The sequence below is a fragment of the Nocardia rhizosphaerae genome, from assembly GCF_042650365.1.
Taxonomy (GTDB): Bacteria; Actinomycetota; Actinomycetes; order Mycobacteriales; family Mycobacteriaceae; genus Nocardia; species Nocardia rhizosphaerae.
The window spans coordinates 1389890-1406358 of record NZ_JBHSBA010000003.1 but is presented as its reverse complement, the minus strand read 5'-3'; the positions used below and the strand labels follow the sequence as shown (position 1 = coordinate 1406358).

General features: G+C 68.9%; 16 protein-coding genes and 1 riboswitch. Of the genes, 6 read left to right on the top strand and 10 right to left on the bottom strand.

What is annotated here, in order from left to right; genetic code table 11:
* Nucleotides 1–88 precede the first annotated feature (88 nt).
* On the bottom strand, nucleotides 89–1798 hold the full coding sequence (locus tag ACFOW8_RS07990) for a glycerol-3-phosphate dehydrogenase/oxidase (RefSeq protein ID WP_378547638.1): 1710 nt from the start codon (nucleotides 1796–1798) through the stop codon (nucleotides 89–91).
* Complete coding sequence (glpK, locus tag ACFOW8_RS07985; protein WP_378547636.1) at nucleotides 1798–3315, bottom strand: glycerol kinase GlpK; 1518 nt, start codon at nucleotides 3313–3315, stop codon at nucleotides 1798–1800. Before glpK (ACFOW8_RS07985) ends, ACFOW8_RS07990 begins: the two co-directional genes overlap by 1 nt.
* A gap of 137 nt (nucleotides 3316–3452) precedes the next feature.
* On the opposite strand from glpK (ACFOW8_RS07985), the gene ACFOW8_RS07980 reads away from it, so the two are divergent.
* Both ACFOW8_RS07980 and glpK (ACFOW8_RS07975) read left to right on the top strand, forming a co-directional pair.
* The gene (locus ACFOW8_RS07980; RefSeq protein ID WP_378547634.1) at nucleotides 3453–4205 is read left to right on the top strand and encodes an IclR family transcriptional regulator; all 753 of its coding nucleotides are present in this window, start codon (nucleotides 3453–3455) and stop codon (nucleotides 4203–4205) included.
* A gap of 112 nt (nucleotides 4206–4317) precedes the next feature.
* Nucleotides 4318–5835 carry a glycerol kinase GlpK gene (glpK, locus tag ACFOW8_RS07975; protein ID WP_378547632.1) on the top strand — a complete coding sequence of 506 codons (1518 nt, stop codon included), beginning with the start codon at nucleotides 4318–4320 and terminating at the stop codon, nucleotides 5833–5835.
* Nucleotides 5836–5973: 138 nt separating this feature from the next.
* On the opposite strand, the gene ACFOW8_RS07970 is transcribed toward glpK (ACFOW8_RS07975), so the two are convergent.
* The 4 genes from ACFOW8_RS07970 to ACFOW8_RS07955 form a co-directional block, all read right to left on the bottom strand.
* Entirely contained in the window at nucleotides 5974–6324 is a 351-nt protein-coding gene (locus tag ACFOW8_RS07970; protein WP_378547630.1) for a hypothetical protein, read from the bottom strand.
* Nucleotides 6321–6830 carry a hypothetical protein gene (locus ACFOW8_RS07965; RefSeq protein WP_378547628.1) on the bottom strand — a complete coding sequence of 170 codons (510 nt, stop codon included), beginning with the start codon at nucleotides 6828–6830 and terminating at the stop codon, nucleotides 6321–6323. Before ACFOW8_RS07965 ends, ACFOW8_RS07970 begins: the two co-directional genes overlap by 4 nt.
* Before the next feature lie 40 nt (nucleotides 6831–6870).
* Nucleotides 6871–8019 (bottom strand): MFS transporter, encoded by a 1149-nt coding sequence (locus tag ACFOW8_RS07960; RefSeq protein ID WP_378548574.1) that lies wholly within the window; start codon nucleotides 8017–8019, stop codon nucleotides 6871–6873.
* Between the two features lie 427 nt (nucleotides 8020–8446).
* Nucleotides 8447–9667 carry an NADP-dependent isocitrate dehydrogenase gene (locus ACFOW8_RS07955; RefSeq protein WP_378547626.1) on the bottom strand — a complete coding sequence of 407 codons (1221 nt, stop codon included), beginning with the start codon at nucleotides 9665–9667 and terminating at the stop codon, nucleotides 8447–8449.
* 359 nt (nucleotides 9668–10026) lie between these two features.
* Nucleotides 10027–10137: riboswitch (SAM riboswitch) on the top strand.
* A gap of 81 nt (nucleotides 10138–10218) precedes the next feature.
* Between ACFOW8_RS07955 and ACFOW8_RS07950 the strand changes: the two genes are divergently transcribed.
* Entirely contained in the window at nucleotides 10219–11535 is a 1317-nt protein-coding gene (locus tag ACFOW8_RS07950; RefSeq protein WP_378547624.1) for a bifunctional o-acetylhomoserine/o-acetylserine sulfhydrylase, read from the top strand.
* Nucleotides 11532–12680 (top strand): homoserine O-acetyltransferase MetX, encoded by a 1149-nt coding sequence (metX, locus tag ACFOW8_RS07945; RefSeq protein WP_378547622.1) that lies wholly within the window; start codon nucleotides 11532–11534, stop codon nucleotides 12678–12680. Before ACFOW8_RS07950 ends, metX begins: the two co-directional genes overlap by 4 nt.
* 13 nt (nucleotides 12681–12693) lie before the next feature.
* Here the strand turns inward: metX and ACFOW8_RS07940 are convergent, their stop codons facing one another.
* The gene (locus ACFOW8_RS07940; protein WP_378547620.1) at nucleotides 12694–13335 is read right to left on the bottom strand and encodes a TetR/AcrR family transcriptional regulator; all 642 of its coding nucleotides are present in this window, start codon (nucleotides 13333–13335) and stop codon (nucleotides 12694–12696) included.
* A gap of 134 nt (nucleotides 13336–13469) precedes the next feature.
* Between ACFOW8_RS07940 and ACFOW8_RS07935 the strand changes: the two genes are divergently transcribed.
* Nucleotides 13470–14414 (top strand): oxygenase MpaB family protein, encoded by a 945-nt coding sequence (locus ACFOW8_RS07935; protein WP_378547618.1) that lies wholly within the window; start codon nucleotides 13470–13472, stop codon nucleotides 14412–14414.
* A gap of 18 nt (nucleotides 14415–14432) precedes the next feature.
* On the opposite strand, the gene ACFOW8_RS07930 is transcribed toward ACFOW8_RS07935, so the two are convergent.
* Nucleotides 14433–14717 (bottom strand): DUF3017 domain-containing protein, encoded by a 285-nt coding sequence (locus ACFOW8_RS07930; protein WP_378548571.1) that lies wholly within the window; start codon nucleotides 14715–14717, stop codon nucleotides 14433–14435.
* Between the two features lie 93 nt (nucleotides 14718–14810).
* On the opposite strand from ACFOW8_RS07930, the gene ACFOW8_RS07925 reads away from it, so the two are divergent.
* Nucleotides 14811–15293 carry a tRNA (cytidine(34)-2'-O)-methyltransferase gene (locus ACFOW8_RS07925; protein WP_378547616.1) on the top strand — a complete coding sequence of 161 codons (483 nt, stop codon included), beginning with the start codon at nucleotides 14811–14813 and terminating at the stop codon, nucleotides 15291–15293.
* Between the two features lie 35 nt (nucleotides 15294–15328).
* Here the strand turns inward: ACFOW8_RS07925 and ACFOW8_RS07920 are convergent, their stop codons facing one another.
* A complete protein-coding gene (locus ACFOW8_RS07920; protein ID WP_378547613.1) occupies nucleotides 15329–15556 on the bottom strand; it encodes a DUF167 domain-containing protein in 228 nt (75 codons plus the stop codon).
* Nucleotides 15516–16469: a DUF4349 domain-containing protein gene (locus tag ACFOW8_RS07915; RefSeq protein ID WP_378547610.1), complete on the bottom strand. Its 954-nt coding sequence runs from the start codon at nucleotides 16467–16469 to the stop codon at nucleotides 15516–15518. Before ACFOW8_RS07915 ends, ACFOW8_RS07920 begins: the two co-directional genes overlap by 41 nt.

Genomic DNA, 16469 nt, shown 5'->3' with positions numbered 1-16469 from the left:
CGATCCTACCGCTTACATACAGGCGTGTTGGTAAGCGGTAGGCCGCGGCCGAACCGCTCGGGTTCAGCAGGCGGGACACATCGACGTGTCACCGCACCGCGACCAGCCGGGCGGAGTTGGCCGCCTCGTCGTCGCCCGCCTCGTTGGCGGCGAGTTCGGCGTGCACCCGGTCGTAGTAGCGGTTGATCTCGGCATCGGCCGTCTCGTCGTCCCAGCCGAGCAGCGGCGCGATCAACCGGGCGACTTCCGGCGCGGCGGCGAGACCGCGATCGGGGACCTCGATGGAGATCCGGGTGCGGCGGGTGAGCAGATCGTCCAGGTGCAGGGCACCCTCGTTGGTCACCGCGTAGACGATCTCGGCGGCCAGGTAGTCGGGGGCGCCCGGCAGCGGCTTGCGCAGGGTGGGGTCGATCGCGACCAGGTCGAAGATGTCGGTGGCCAGGGCGCCGTACCGGCCGAGCAGATGCTCGACGACATCGGCGGGGAGGCCGGCCGTGGCCGCCAGTTCGTTGGTCTCGGCGCGCATTTCGCGGTAGCCATCGGCACCGACGATGGGCAGCTGCGCGGTCGCGGAGGCGGGGATGTCACCACCGAGGCGGTTGGCGACGGCGTCGACCACGTCGGCGGCCATCACCCGGTAGGTGGTGTACTTGCCGCCCGCGATCACGAACAGCCCCGGCACCGGCTCGGCGACGGCGTGCTCGCGGGAGAGCTTGGCGGTCTCCTTCGTCGCCCCGGTCATCAACGGACGCAGACCGGCATAGGTGCCGACGATGTCGGCTCTGGTCAACGGCTCGCGCAACAGCGCGTTGACGTGGTCGAGAATGTAGCGCACATCGGCGGCGGTGGCGGTGGGGTGGTTCTTGTCCAGCGACCACGCGGTGTCGGTGGTACCGATGATCCAGTGCTCGGCCCACGGGATCACGAACAGCACCGACTTCTCGGTGCGCATGATCAGCCCGGTGTGCAGGTCGAGCCGGTCGCGGGGCACGAGAATGTGCACACCCTTGGACATCTGCACGTGGAACGGGAAGTCGACGCCCGTCAGCTTGATCATGTCGTCGGTCCACACGCCGGTCGCGCTGATCACGCTGCGGGCCCGGATCGTGTGCGGTATCCCGGTTTCCAGGTCGACCACCTGCGCGCCGATCACGCGCTCGCCGTCCCGGACCAGCCCGGTGACCTTGGTTCGGGTGAGCACCGTCGCGCCGTGATCGGCGGCGGTCCTGGCGATCATCATGGTGTGGCGGGCGTCGTCGACCTGGGCGTCGTAGTAGCGGATAGCGCCGGTCATCGCGTCGTCACGCAGTGCGGGCGCGAGTTCCAGTGCGCCGGAACGGGTCAGGTGCTTGTGCATGGGCACGGCGCGGGCACCACCGAGGGTGTCGTAGAGGGCCACGCCGGCGCCGATGTAGGCGCGTTCCCAAACCCGGTGCTGCAACGGGAACAGGAACGGGACCGGGCGCACCAGGTGCGGGGCGAGCGTGTTCAGCAGCAGCCCACGCTCTTTCAGCGCCTCGCGGACCAGGGCGAAGTCCAGCTGCTCCAGGTAGCGCAGGCCGCCGTGGATGAGTTTGGACGAACGGCTCGACGTCCCGGCCGCGAAATCACGGGCCTCGACCAGGGTGACCGAGAGCCCGCGCGAGGCGGCGTCGAGCGCGGCGCCCGCGCCGGTGACACCGCCGCCGATCACCAGCACATCGATCTCGTTGTCGTCGAGGGCCGCGATCGCCGCGGCGCGGTAGGTGGAGTCCAGGGGTATGGACACGGCTTGCTCCTTGTCGAGGTGATCGTGCATCAGTCGAGTTCGGCCCAGTCGAGGGTGCGTTCGACGGCTTTGAGCCAGCGGCGGTAGCCGCGTTCGCGCTGCTCGTCGGACCAGGCGGGGAACCAGCGGACGTCTTCGTGCCAGTTCGCGAGCAGTTCGTCGGTGGATTTCCAGACCCCGACCGCGAGACCGGCCGCGTAAGCCGCGCCGAGCGCGGTGGTCTCGGCGACAACCGGGCGTGAGACCGGGACACCGAGCAGGTCGGCCTGGATCTGCATGGCGAGTTTGTTCATGGTGACGCCGCCGTCGACCCGCAGCGTCGCCAGCCGCACGCCGGAATCGCGCTGCATGGCCTCGACGACATCGCGGGTCTGGTAGGCGATGGATTCCAGAGTGGCCCTGGCCAGGTGGGCGTTGTTGCTGTAGCGCGAGAGCCCGACCACCGCGCCGCGCGCATCGGGCCGCCAGTACGGGGCGAACAGCCCGGAGAACGCGGGCACGAAGTACACGCCGCCGGAGTCGGCGACCTGTCCGGCCAGGTCCTCGATCTGCGCGGCGCCCGCGATGACGCCGAGCTGATCACGCAGCCACTGCACGGCCGAGCCGGTGACCGCGATGGAACCCTCCAGCGCGTAGACGGGCTTGTCGGCGCCGAACTGGTAGGCGACGGTGGTGAGCAGGCCGTGCGACGAGCGCACGATATCGTGCCCGGTGTTGAGCATGAGGAAATTGCCGGTGCCGTAGGTGTTCTTGGCCTCGCCCGGCTGGAAGCACACCTGGCCGACGCTCGCGGCCTGCTGGTCGCCGAGCACGCCCGCGATCGGCACCGCACCCTTGAACGGGCCGTCGGGGTTGGTTGTGCCGAAGCCCGCCGGGTTCGCCGACGGGGCGATGGCCGGGAGCATGGCGCGCGGGATGCCGAAGACGCGCAGCAGCTCGTCGTCCCAGCTCAGCGTCTCCAGGTCCATGAGCATGGTGCGGGAGGCGTTGGTGGGGTCGGTGACGTGCACACCGCCGCGGATGCCGCCGGTGAGGTTCCAGATCAGCCAGGTGTCGAGAGTGCCGAACAGGGCGTCACCGCGCTCGGCGTCAGCTCGCACGCCCTCGACGTTGTCGAGGATCCAGCGCAGCTTGCCGCCCGAGAAATACGGCGCGGGCGGCAGGCCGGTCCGCTCGCGGATGAGATCGCTGAGCCCGGCCGCGTCGAGGGCGGCGATGATGCGGTCGGTGCGGGTGTCCTGCCAGACGATCGCGTTGTAGTACGGGCGACCGGTGCGGCGATTCCAGACCACAGTGGTCTCACGCTGATTGGTGACGCCGATGGCGGCCAGGTCGGCGGCGGTGAGATCGGCGGTGGCCAGCGCGGTCTTGACCACGGTGCGGGTGCGTTCCCAGATCTCGTCCGGATTGTGTTCCACCCAGCCGGGTTTCGGCATGATCTGCTCGTGCTCGAGCTGATGCCGGGCCACGACGGCGCCGTTCCGGTCGAAGACCATGAAGCGCGTCGAGGTCGTGCCCTGATCGATCGCGCCCACATACCGCGTCATCGCGTTGTCCTTCCCGGACTCGGCGTCGAGTCCGTCTACCCCGGCCTGGCGTCGGCCGGTCTCCACGCTAGGAATCGCGAGCGCCGCCGACCACGGGTGCCGTTCGACAATGCCGAACGGCCTGGTAGGTTCCAGCTGTGCCTGGCCCGATCCAGTCGATCGAACGCGCCGCCGCCGTGCTGCGCCTGCTCGCGCGCGGGCCGGGTCCGCTGGCCGTCGGCGAGATCGCGGTCGCGCTGGATCTGGCCAAGCCGACCGCGCACGGCATCCTGCGCACCCTGCTAGGGGTGGGTTTCGTCACCCAGGACGCGGCGACCGGAAAGTATCTGCTCGGCCCCGCGCTCGACGAGCTCGGCACCGACCGGCTCGACGTCAACGAATTGCGCTCACGAGCGATCCACCGAGCCGACGCGCTCGCCGCGCGCACCGGCGAATCCGTACGTATCGCGGTGGCGCGGGACGGGGAGGTCACCGTGATCCACCACGTGTTCCGGCCGGACAACAGCGCGCAGGCGCTCGCGGTGGGCGAGGTGCTGCCCGCGCACGCCACCGCACTGGGCAAGGTCTTGCTCGCTTACGACACCGCGACGGAACCCGGAGCACTACCCGCGTTCACCCGGCGCACGATCACCAGCCCGGCCGCGCTGGATCGAGCCGTCGCCGAAGTGCGGCGGACCGGCTGGGCCGGTGAGGTCGAGGAATTCCGGTCCGGGCAGGCGGGTATCGCCGCCCCGGTGCGCGCCAGGGGTGGGCTGGTTGTCGCGGCGATCGGCATCAACGGGCCGACGGACCGGCTGTGCGACAACCGTCTCCAGGTACGTCCGGCGTTGATCGAGCGGGTCCGGGCCGCGGCGACAGCCGTCCATCGCGATCTCACGGCGGCGCGATGAGGCCCATCGCGGTGACCGCGTCTCCCCGGCGCACCAGGACGAGTGTCATCGGCCGGTGGCCGGAGACTGCGGAATCCGAGCCGCGAACTCTCGATTCGGAGGGCAGACGGCGATGACACCGCGGTTCGTACTCGCCATCGATCAGGGCACCACCTCGAGTCGCTGCATCGTGTTCGATGCGCATGCGCGGCTGGCCGGGCTCGCGCAGCGGACCCATCGGCAGCGATATCCGCGGTCGGGCTGGGTGGAGCAGGACGCGATGGAGATCTGGCGGACCGTCGAGCGGCTGGTACCCGCCGCGCTGCGCGATGCGGGAGTCAGCGTCGACCAGGTAGCGGCCATGGGGATCGCCAATCAGCGTGAGACCACCGTGGTATGGGATCGCGACACCGGGGTTCCGGTGCGACCCGCGATCGTGTGGCAGGACATCCGAACGGAGGCGCTGGTCGAGCAGTTGCGGGAACAGCCGGGCGCGCAGCGGATCGCGGAGCTGAGCGGGCTGCCGCTGGCCACCTACTTCGCCGCACCGCGGCTGCGCTGGCTACTCGACGCCGATCCCGAACTCCGAGCGCGGGCAGAACGCGGCGACGTGCTGTTCGGCACCATGGAATCCTGGCTGATCTGGAACCTCACCGGCGGCCCTGACGGCGGGCGTCATGTCACCGACGTCACCAATGCGGGGCGGACCCTGCTGATGAACCTGCGCACGCGGCAATGGGACGAGGAACTGGTGCGTTTCTTCGACATTCCACGCGCCATGCTCCCCCGCATCGAACCGTCGACCGGTGATTTCGGGACCGCCCGCACGGCCGCGCCCGGTGTGCGGATAGGCGCGGCACTCGGCGATCAACACGCGGCACTGTTCGGCCAGACCTGCTTCGCGCCCGGCGAGACCGAATGCACCTACGGCACCGGCGGATTCCTGATGATGAACACCGGATCCGAGCTGATCCGGTCGCGGCACGGACTGCTCACCACCATCGGCTACCAGGTCGGCACCGACCCGGTGTACGCGCTGGAGGGGCCGATCGCGGTCACCGGTTCGCTGGTGCAGTGGCTGCGCGACGTCGTCGGCCTGATCGCCACCGCACCCGAAATCGAAACGCTCGCAAACACTGTCGACGACAATGGCGGCTGCTACCTGGTCCCCGCCTTCTCCGGCCTGTACGCACCACACTGGCGCAGCGACGCCCGCGGGCTGTTGATCGGCCTGACTTCCTACGTCACCAAGGGTCATTTGGCGCGCGCCGCTCTAGAGGCCACCGCCTGGCAGACCCGCGACGTTCTGGAAGCCATGAACGCCGACGCGGGTCTGCACGCCACCGCCCTGCGCGTGGCAGGCGGCATGGCCACCAACAACCTGCTCATGCAGACCATCGCCGACGTCCTCGCCATCCCCGTGATGCGCCCCTTGGTCACCGAAACCGTCTCCCTCGGCGCCGCCTACGCCGCAGGCCTGTCCGTTGGCTTCTGGCCCGACCTCCCTGGTCTACGCCGCAACTGGAGAGTCGCCGCCCAATGGCACCCTCACCAGCCCCGCGACGACGACTACGAAATGTGGCGACGCGCAGTCCAACTCAGCATCGGCTGGTCCCGCCCTGCGGTCGGAACTCCGCCGGAGCCGACATGATCGACGGTGGCTGCCCGGACCAGCCCTCCGCGTAGCCTTCCGTCATCCACTTCTTGACGATGCGCCCGCGTGGAACATACTCGCGAGACCGCACCGGTCCCTTCGCTCCGGCCATCGCGACCACCCAGTGCGTAGACGTCAGCCGAAGAGCTCGTCTGCGGACGTTGCGATGGCGGCCTGGGTCAGCCAGGAATTGAGCTGATCCAGGTCAGTGCACTCGCCGAGCTGGGCGCGCTGCGCAGCCGACAGTTCGAGACCCCTCGCGGTAAGCACAATGAGCACCGCATGGGCAGCTTCCTCTGTGCGACCCTTCGCCACATACTTCGTGGCGATGCGGCCGCGGTATTCGGGAGTACGCTCCATCAGTTCCTCCAGGCGCCGGCTTGCCGCAGTGGACAGCGTCTCATCGACCAGTTCAAGGTACGTTTTTGCATGTTCGTCGTCGGTTTCCAGCAGGCCGGACAGGGAGGCTGCCAGGACTTCATTCATCTGCGGTCCAGCGCCATGCGCCATTGCCGAGAGTACCGCGCGTTCGGGGCATCGCCTTGCCTCGTCGGGGTCGGTGACCAGGGGAAAGCGGTCGGGACCGAGTACCTGCGGGCGGATGACCGACCCGAAGTATCGAGTTCGATCGACTGCTCGGCCCATTTGGCGACCTTGGGGCTCGGTGTCACCACCAGTAGCACCACCGGACAACACAGCCGGGATCGGAGCGTGGTCAGGTACACCGGCCATTTCCACCGGCGGACGTCCTTGGGGTCGAGCTGCACCTCGAGGCAGACACCGAGGACGGGACGGTCGCGGGCGTCGTGTGTGCTCGAGGCCAGGTCACCGCGGAACTCCTTGGGTCCGATGTCGGTGAAATCGCAGGGTTCGGCACGCAGGTGGGCCAAATCGGGGACAGGGACTCCGAACTCATCGGCCAGCAGCGCGAACGCCGGCGACAACTCGTTGCGGAACAGGTCGAGCAAAGCTTCGTGAAGGTAGCTCGGCATGTGCCGCAACTACGGCGACTCGAAGATACTTTCGAATCGGCTACGGCGTGTTGAGTGACGCGCGGCGTTGGAGCCAGACGGTGACGGTGAACAGCAGGACACCGAGCACGGCCAGCATGGCGCCGACCGCGGCGGGGGCCGTGTAGCCGAGGCCGGCGGCGATGACGAGACCGCCGAGCCAGGCGCCCGCGGCGTTGGCCATGTTGAGGGCGGCGTGGTTCAGGGCGGCGGCGAGGGTTTGGGCGTCGGCGGCCACGTCCATCAGGCGGGTTTGCAGACCGGGTGCCAGGGCCGCGCCGGACGCGCCGACAAGGAACGCGCCGATCGACGCGGTGACCGGATTGTGGGCCGCGAGGACGAACCCGGCGAGGATCACCACCATCGCGAGCAGCGCCACGAAGATCGACCTGTCGACACCGCGGTCGGCCATGATGCCACCGGCGATATTGCCCGCGATCATGCCGAGCCCGAACAGGGCGAGCACGATCGGGACGGCGCCGATGGGCATCCCGGCCACATCGGTCATGGTGGTGGCGACATAGGTGTACACGGCGAACATGCCACCGAAGCCGATCGCGCCGACGGCCAGCGTGAGCAGTACCTGCGGGCGGCGCAGCGCGCCGAGCTCGGTGAGCGGATTGCTCACCCGCATGCCGCGCAGATCCGGGACGAACCGCCACAGCGCGGCGACCGTCGCCACCCCGATCACCGCGACCACTACATAGGCGTCACGCCAGCCGAGATGCTGGCCGAGCCAGGTCGCGCCGGGCACGCCGATCACATTCGCCACGCTCAACCCAAGCATCACCGTGGCCACCGCCTTGGCTCGCTGCCCCACCGGCGCGAGCGTGGCCGCGGCCAGCGAGGCGACCCCGAAATAGGCGCCGTGTGGCAGCCCGGAAACGAACCGGGCGAGCACAAGGGTGCCGAACGTCGGGGCGAGCACCGTCGCCGCATTGCCGAGGGTGAAAGCCACCATCAATGCCATGAGCAGCCGTTTACGCGGCACCCTCGCACACAGCGCCGCGATCAGCGGGGCACCGACGACCACGCCGAGCGCGTAGGCCGACACCGCATGCCCTGCTGTCGGCTCGGACGTCCCGAACGCCGCCGCGATATCGGGCAGCAGCCCCATGGTCACGAACTCGGTGGTGCCGATGCCGAACCCGCCGAGCGCCAGCGCCAGCATCGCGGGAATGTGCCAGCTCGTACGCGGCACTTCGGCGGTAGCGAGGGAGGGAGTCACGATTCCATGCAACGACCAGCGCGTTCCGATCGCTACCCGAGCGCACCGTGAGTTATCCCACCGCCGACCCCTGGTCGTTCGGCACTCGCGCGGATCGGTTATGCACGCCGACCGAATGCGTACCCGCCCCCGGCCGGCCGGTCGATGCGACCCGCGTGATCCGCGGCGAGAACCGCACGGCCGACGCCGGCTCGACAACTTCCCGACAGCGTCGGCCACCTGGCAGTTCGCGCACAACAACGGCCCGGATCACGTACCCGGTGCGCTCGGGGCGAACACGGGCCGATCACCGGGCCGGGCGAACTCCCTGACTCGATGGTCGGGTCGACGTGGATCGCACGTCGACCGAACCGATCGGCGGGTCGAGTTGTCAGCTCTTCAGCGCACGCGCCAGGTTGACGTCGAGCGCGCCGAGGAACTCCTCGGTGCTCAGGTAGCCCTGATCGCCGCCGACGAGCAGCGCCAGATCCTTGGTCATCTGGCCGCCCTCGACGGTCTTGATGACGACGTCCTCGAGCGCCTGCGCGAAGCCGATCACCTCGGGGGTGTTGTCCAGCTTGCCGCGGTGCTCGAGCCCACGGGTCCAGGCGAAGATCGACGCGATCGGGTTGGTCGAGGTCGGCTTGCCCTGCTGGTGCTGGCGGTAGTGCCGGGTGACGGTGCCGTGCGCGGCCTCGGCCTCACAGGTGCGACCGTCCGGGGTGAGCAGTACCGAGGTCATCAGACCGAGCGAGCCGAAGCCCTGTGCCACGGTGTCGGACTGCACGTCGCCGTCGTAGTTCTTGCACGCCCAGACGTAGCCGCCCTCCCACTTCATCGAGGAGGCGACCATGTCGTCGATCAGGCGGTGCTCGTAGGTCAGGCCCGCCGCCTCGAACTGGCTCTTGAACTCGGTGTCGAAGATCTCCTGGAAGGTGTCCTTGAACATGCCGTCGTAGGCCTTCAGGATGGTGTTCTTCGTCGACATGTAGACCGGGTAGTTCTGCTGCAGCCCGTAGTTGAGCGAGGCGCGCGCGAAGTCTTCGATCGACTTCTTGAAGTTGTACATACCCATGACGACGCCGCCGTCTTCGGGCATCTTCACGACCTCGTGCACGATCGGCTCGCTGCCGTCCTCCGGGGTGAAGGTCAGTGTGACGGTGCCGGCCTCGTAGACCTTGAAGTCGGTGGCGCGGTACTGATCGCCGAAGGCGTGGCGGCCGATGATGATCGGCTTGGTCCAGCCCGGAACCAGGCGGGGCACGTTCGAGATGATGATCGGCGCGCGGAAAATGGTGCCACCCAGGATGTTACGGATGGTGCCGTTGGGCGAGCGCCACATCTTCTTGAGGCCGAATTCCTTCACCCGCGCCTCGTCCGGGGTGATGGTGGCGCACTTGACGCCGACGCCGTACTTCTTGATGGCGTTCGCCGCGTCGACGGTGACCTGGTCGTCTGTCTTGTCGCGGTACTCGATGCCGAGGTCGTAGTACTCGAGGTTCACGTCGAGATACGGGTGGATCAGCTTGTCCTTGATGAACTGCCAGATGATCCGGGTCATCTCGTCGCCGTCGAGTTCTACGACGGTACCTTCAACCTTGATCTTGGACATGGATCTTCGTGTCCTCCTAGGATGGTGCCCTCATTGCACGGCCAGGCGAACACGCTTGTGAGCGGACCCCAGCTGTTCCAACAGACAACGTATATGCCCCGCGTTGTCTGCGGGACGTGTGGTGCAAACAAGACGAGCGTACTGCTGCCCCCACCCTCACCGCGACGGGAGGGCCCGCTGTGCGGGACTTGACGAACCTACCCCGCCGCCCCGGCCCGCCGACACCCCACTCGGCTACCCAGGAGTAACCGAGACCACGCGGCCCCGCCGATCCGGGATCGCGCCGGCGAAAGTGATCAAGGCGACGTTTCGGGGAGAAGTTTCCGCATGGGCGCACCATCCGGTTAGGATGTCGCCGAGGTCATGAGTACCAGCGCCAAGCCCCGGCTCGCTGGTCGGCAACCCTCCAGCTGCGGTGGGGTGCTCCGGGTGATGACCGGGCTCTCGAAGGTCGAGAGCAAGCGCGCATCGCAGGAGGTCCCCTATGTGTTGTTGTCCGTCGATCCGACCCATCTGACGCACACCGGCGAACAACCCATGGAGAAACGTTCATGACCGAGTCCACGCTGCCCGAGAACTGGTCCTTCGAGACCAAGCAGATCCACGCGGGCCAGGCCCCCGACGCGAGCACCAACGCGCGGGCGCTGCCGATCTACCAGACCACCTCGTACACCTTCCGCGACACCGAGCACGCCGCCGCGCTGTTCGGGCTCGCCGAGCCGGGCAACATCTACACCCGGATCATGAACCCGACCCAGGACGCGGTCGAGCAGCGTATCGCCGCGCTCGAGGGCGGCGTCGCGGCGCTGCTGCTCGCCTCCGGCCAGGCCGCCGAGACCTTCGCGATCCTGAACCTGGCCGGTGCGGGCGACCACCTCGTGTCGAGCCCGCACCTCTACGGCGGCACCTACAACCTGTTCCGTTACACGCTGGGCAAGCTCGGCATCGAGGTGACCTTCGTCGAGGATCCCGACGATCTCGCGCAGTGGCGGGCCGCGATCCGGCCCAACACCAAGGCCTTCTTCGGTGAGACCATCGCCAATCCGAGCAGCGCCGTGCTCGACATCCCCGGCATCGCCGAGGTGGCGCACGCGGCGGGCATCCCGCTGATCGTCGACAACACCGTCGCCACTCCGTACCTGATCCAGCCGTTGCGCCACGGCGCCGACATCGTGGTGCACTCGGCGACGAAGTACCTCGGCGGCCACGGCGCCGCGGTGGCGGGCGCGCTCGTCGACGGCGGCACCTTCGACTGGACCGTGCGCGACACCGACGGCGCGGCCAGGTTCCCCGGCTTCACCGAGCCCGACCCCAGCTATCACGGCGCGGTGTTCGCCGATCTCGGCGCGCCCGCCTTCGCGCTGAAGGCCCGCGTGCAGCTGCTGCGCGACCTCGGTGCCGCGGTGTCGCCGTTCAACGCCTTCCTCATCGCGCAGGGCATCGAGACGCTGAGCCTGCGGGTGGAGCGGCACGTGGCCAACGCCGAGGCGGTGGCGAAGTTCGTCAGCGAACAGCCGGGCGTCACAGCCGTGCACTACGCCGGGCTGGCGTCCTCGCCCTGGTACGCGCGGGCCAAGCAGCTCGCCCCCAAGGGTGCGGGCGCGATCGTGGCGTTCGAGCTGGCCGGCGGTGTCGATGCGGGCAAGAAGTTCGTGGACGCGCTCAGCCTGCACAGCCATGTCGCTAACATCGGTGATGTGCGTTCTCTCGTGATTCACCCGGCGTCAACCACGCACTCGCAGTTGACGCCGGAGGAGCAGCTGGCCGCCGGTGTCACGCCGGGGCTGGTGCGGCTCGCGGTGGGTATCGAGGGAATCGACGACATCCTGGCCGATCTACGCGCCGGATTCGCGGCGGCGACGACGTGACTGTGAGCACCGAATCGCCGATCACCCGTCCCGCGACCGGCGTGGCCACGCTGCCACCGCCGGACGGGCGACTCGGCGTGGTCGCCATCGGGGACGTGACCGTGGAGAACGGCGCCGTCGTCCCCGATGTGCGGCTCGCGGTGCAGCGCTGGGGTGAGCTCTCCCCCACCCTCGACAATGTGGTGCTGGTCGAGCACGCGCTCACCGGTGACTCACATGTCGTCGCGAGCGCGGACAACACCGCGCCCGGCTGGTGGGAGGGCATGATCGGGCCGGGCGCCCCGGTCGACACCGACGAGTGGTGTGTGATCGCGACGAACGTGCTCGGCGGCTGTCGCGGCAGCACCGGGCCTTCGTCGCTCGCCCCGGACGGCAGGCCGTGGGGCTCCCGCTTTCCCGACCTGACCATCCGGGACCAGGTCACCGCAGAGGCGCGGCTGCTCGATCTGCTCGGGATCGAGCGGCTGGCCGCCGTCGTCGGTGGGTCGATGGGTGGCATGCGGGTGCTGGAGTGGATGATCGGGCAGCCGGAGCGGGTCGCGGCCGCGCTGGTGCTCGCGGTGGGCGCCCGCGCCACCGCCGACCAGATCGGTACCCAGACCACCCAGATGGCTGTCATCACCGCCGATCCCGACTGGCTCGGCGGCGACTATCACGGCACCGGTCGCGCACCGACGACCGGCATGGGCCTGGCCCGCCGGATCGCGCATCTGACCTACCGCACCGACGGCGAACTCGACCACCGCTTCACCAATCAGCCTCAGGGCGAGGAAGATCCGTGGCGCGGCGGGCGGTACGCGGTGCAGAGCTATCTCGAGCATCAGGCCGACAAACTGGTCCAGCGGTTCGATCCGGCCACCTATGTGCTGCTCAGCGAGGCCATGAACCGCCACGATGTGGGTCGTGGCCGCGGTGGCATCGCCGCCGCGCTTGCCTCGACACCGGTGCCGTGCGTGGTGGGCGGTGTCGATTCCGATCGCCTCTACCCACTGCACACCCAGGCAGAACTGGCCGATGGCCTGCCCGGCTGCGCGGGGCTCGAGATCGTGCACTCCCGCGACGGGCACGACGGTTTCCTCACCGAGGCAGCCGCGGTGTCCAAGCTGCTCACCGAGACCATGCGGCTGGCGCGCGAGAACCGCTGACGCGCGGGCCGTTTCAGTCCCGCGCGCCCGCGAGCAGGGTGACGATCGAGCGCACGTAGGCGCGCAGCCGTTCGCGCGGATACTCCCGTGGCTCGCTCACCGCGAGCCTGCCGAGCATCTCGGCGACGGTGAGGGTGGAGTTCGCCAGCAGGTCCGCGTCCATTGCCGACCAGCGCGGCGACATCGCGATACCGACGCGGACCAGCGCTTCGGCGCGTTCGAGGATATCGGCGCGAGCGGCGCGCAGGGCGGCGCGGTATTCGTCGGGCGCGCTCGCCGGGGTGGCCAGGATGAGCCGCCAGCGCGTCGGATTCGCCAGTGCCACATCGACGAACGCCTCGACCGTCGCCAGCGCCGCTTCGACCGGGTCGGTGTCGACCAGATTCTCCGGCAGCGTGTCGGCGATCTGCTCCAGACCCCGCTCCCGCTCGCGTTCGAGCAGGGCTTCGACGAGTTCGGCGCGGGTCTTGAACACGGTGTACAGCACCGGTTTTCCGACGCCCGCCACTTTGGCGACGGCTTCCATGCTGAGTTCGTGGAGTTCCCGGTCGCCGAGCACGGTGAAGGCGGCGTCGAGTAGCTGGGCGCGGCGCTCGTGCGGGGGCAGACGCTGGGCATAGCGGCGGCGCGGCCGTTGCTCCTGCGTCGCGGTCATGCCTGCCTCCTGTTCCGCGATGACGATACCCGGGTCTCGCCCCATCGGACTCAATCCTACGCAACCGTTGTATTCGCCGGACACCATTGCTACGGTGGTGTTGTATTCCCTGGCACTGCAAAGGAGCAGGTGCAATGGCCTTCGATCCCTCGACTCTGCGCCGCGACGACTACGGCTTCTTCGGTCCGGATTCCCCCAGCTGGAAGGTGTGGGCGGCGCCGACCGCGCTGATCGGGTTCCAGCGCGCGGTCACCCTCGAGCACTTCGATCCGTTCCTCACCGCGGCCGTCGCCGACTCGCACGGGATCTACGACAACCCGGCCACCCGGCTCGACCACACGCTGTCCTACTTCCTGCTGGTCGCGCTCGGCGACGGACGCACCGCCGTGCAGGCCGCCGAACACCTGATGAAGGTGCACGCGCCGATGACCGGCATCGAACCGATCAGCGGCAAGCGCTACAGCGCCAACAATCCCGACGCGCAGCTGTGGATCCACATCACCGGGTGGCACTCGGTGCTCAAGGCCTACGAGATGTACGGCCCCGGCCCGCTGAGCCACGACGAAGAGGACCGTTACTGGGCCGAATGCGCGATCGCGGCCGAACTCCAGACCTGCAAACCCGCCGACGTGCCGCGTACCCGCGCCGAGGTACACGCCTATTTCGAGCGGGTTCGCCCTCAGCTGTGTGTCTCGGAGCGAGCGATCGAGGGCATGCACTATCTGCTGTGGACACCGCCGAGCAAGGGCTGGCACTTCGCCGTCGGCAGCAGGCTGCTCTCGCTGGCGACCATCCCCACCCTGCCGCTGTGGATGCGCAGGCTCGGCCGCTTCGCGCTACCGAGAGCCGTCGATCCGGCCGTCCGGATTCCAGCCAGGGCGATCGCCTGGACCAGCGCGCGCCGTGACAACTGGGCGCTGATCAAAGCCGCACCATACATCGCCCCGATGACCGGTGAGATCCTGGCCGCCCACCGGGCCGCCACGCCGGTCGCGGATCCGGCGACGATCACGCCTGCGCAGGCGAGGCAACGCTACGGCGATCAGGGCACCGTACGGGCCGAACACGCCACCGCCTGAACGACAGCGCGTCCCCGCTCAGCTGACGCCCGCGGTGTCGATGGTGACGGCCAGATAGACGATGGCACTGCCGAGCGCGGTGAGGGCGGCCACGTCGAAGGGCTTGCTGCGCACGGCGAGCAGGCCCACCTGGACCGTCGGCAGGCACAACCGGAACGCCGCGGCCACCAGCGCCGCACTACCGAAGATGATCGCGCCGCGCCGCCACCGGTCCCACACCACGAACACGACCGCGACCACGATCAGCGCGCTGACCACGGTCATCGGCAGATGACTGCGCAGATACTGCTCCCACGCGCTCATCCGCACGACCCGATGCTTACCGGTCGTCTCCGCCTTGTTCACGGCCCCGATTGTTCCAGACCGCCGAGTGCGCGCACCACCGCCGTACCCGGCATGACAGAGTGGTGCGCTGTGCTGCACCTGATCTTTCACAACCCCGTGATTCCGCCCAATACCGGCAATGCGATCCGGCTGGCGGCGGGGACCGGCTGCGCGCTGCATCTGATCGAGCCGCTCGGTTTCGATCTGTCCGAGGCGAAGTTGCGCAGGGCCGGGCTGGACTATCACGATCTCGCCGTGGTGACGGTGCACCCCGACCTGACGGCCGCGTTGGCCGCCATCGGGCCGGGCCGGGTGTTCGCCTTCACCACCCAGGCCACCACCCGCTACACCGACGTCGCCTATCGCGACAACGACGCCCTGCTCTTCGGTACCGAACCCACCGGTCTGCCCGCCGAGGTCCTCGCCGATCCCGCCGTCACCGCGCAGATCCGCATTCCGATGCTGCCGGGCCGCCGCTCGATGAACCTGTCCAACGCGGCAGCGGTGTCGGTGTACGAGGCCTGGCGGCAGCTGGGTTTCCCCGGGGCGGTCTGACCCGTCGGCACGGCACCGAACCGTCCGGCGGCAGCTCAGCTGTCGATGTCGAAGCGTTTGAAGCGGGAGGTGGCACCCGCGGTCAGGCGGACCGCGGATCTGGGTACGCCGAAGTGCGCGGCGAGCAGTTCGATGGCGGCCTTGTTCGCCTTGCCCTCGACGGCAGGGGCGCGGACGTAGAGGGTGAGTGAGCCGTCGTCGGCGGATTCGACCAGGGGGCCTTTACGGCTGTTCGGTTTGATCGTCGCCCGTACCGTCGGCACCGGTCGGCTCCTTCGTCGTTCGGGCCGATGCGGGCGCTGCCGGCTCCGGCGCGGGGGGCCTGCGGCGGCGCAGCACCGTCCGCAGGATCAGCCAGCACGCGCCACCGAGGACGGCGAGGAAGCCGAGCCACGGCACCGCCTTGCCCGCGAAGACAATCGCGTCCTGCAACCAGTCGATCAGCGAATTCCAGCCTGCGACGATGCCGTCGAAGAAGTTGTCCGGATCGCCGGGGGCGCGCTTGTCGTCGGCGGTGAGGGTGATGGTGAGGGTCGACAGCGCGACCTGATCGTCGAGACTGCGTTTCTGCGCGGTGAGGCTGTCGAGTTCGCCCTGCCTGCTGGCCAGCGCCTCCTCGGCATCGATCAGGTCGGCGGTGTTGGTGGCGCCTGCCATGAGCGCGCGCAGGCGGTCGACCGAGGCCTGCAGGGCGCTGATCCGCGCGTCCAGGTCCTGCCACTGCATGGTGACGTCGTCGCGATTGGTACTGACCCTGGTGACGGTGCCGACCCCGCCGAGCCCGGTGATGAACGCGTCGGTCTTGTCCGCGGGCACCCGCACGCTCAGCACCGCGCGCGGGGTGCGGTCGTCGGTGCCCGGCTGTTCGGTGCGGCTGTCGATCCGCCCGTCCACGGCCCGCACCTGCTCGGTGATGGTGGCCGCGGCGCCGATCGGATCGTCGGCGGTGATGTCGATGGACCCGGTGATCACCTCTTTCCGGTTCGCCGAATCCTGCGGCGCTGGACTGTCCTGCGCAGGCGCGCCCTCCCGGAACCCCGGTGCCACCGCGGGCGCCGGACCCGAGACGGTCGGCGAGAACGGCTCGCCGGAACCACCGTCCCCCGCGTCGTCCCCACACCCGGCCAGGAAGAACAGCCCGAGCACCCCGATCATCACCACCGCAAGCTTGCGCAT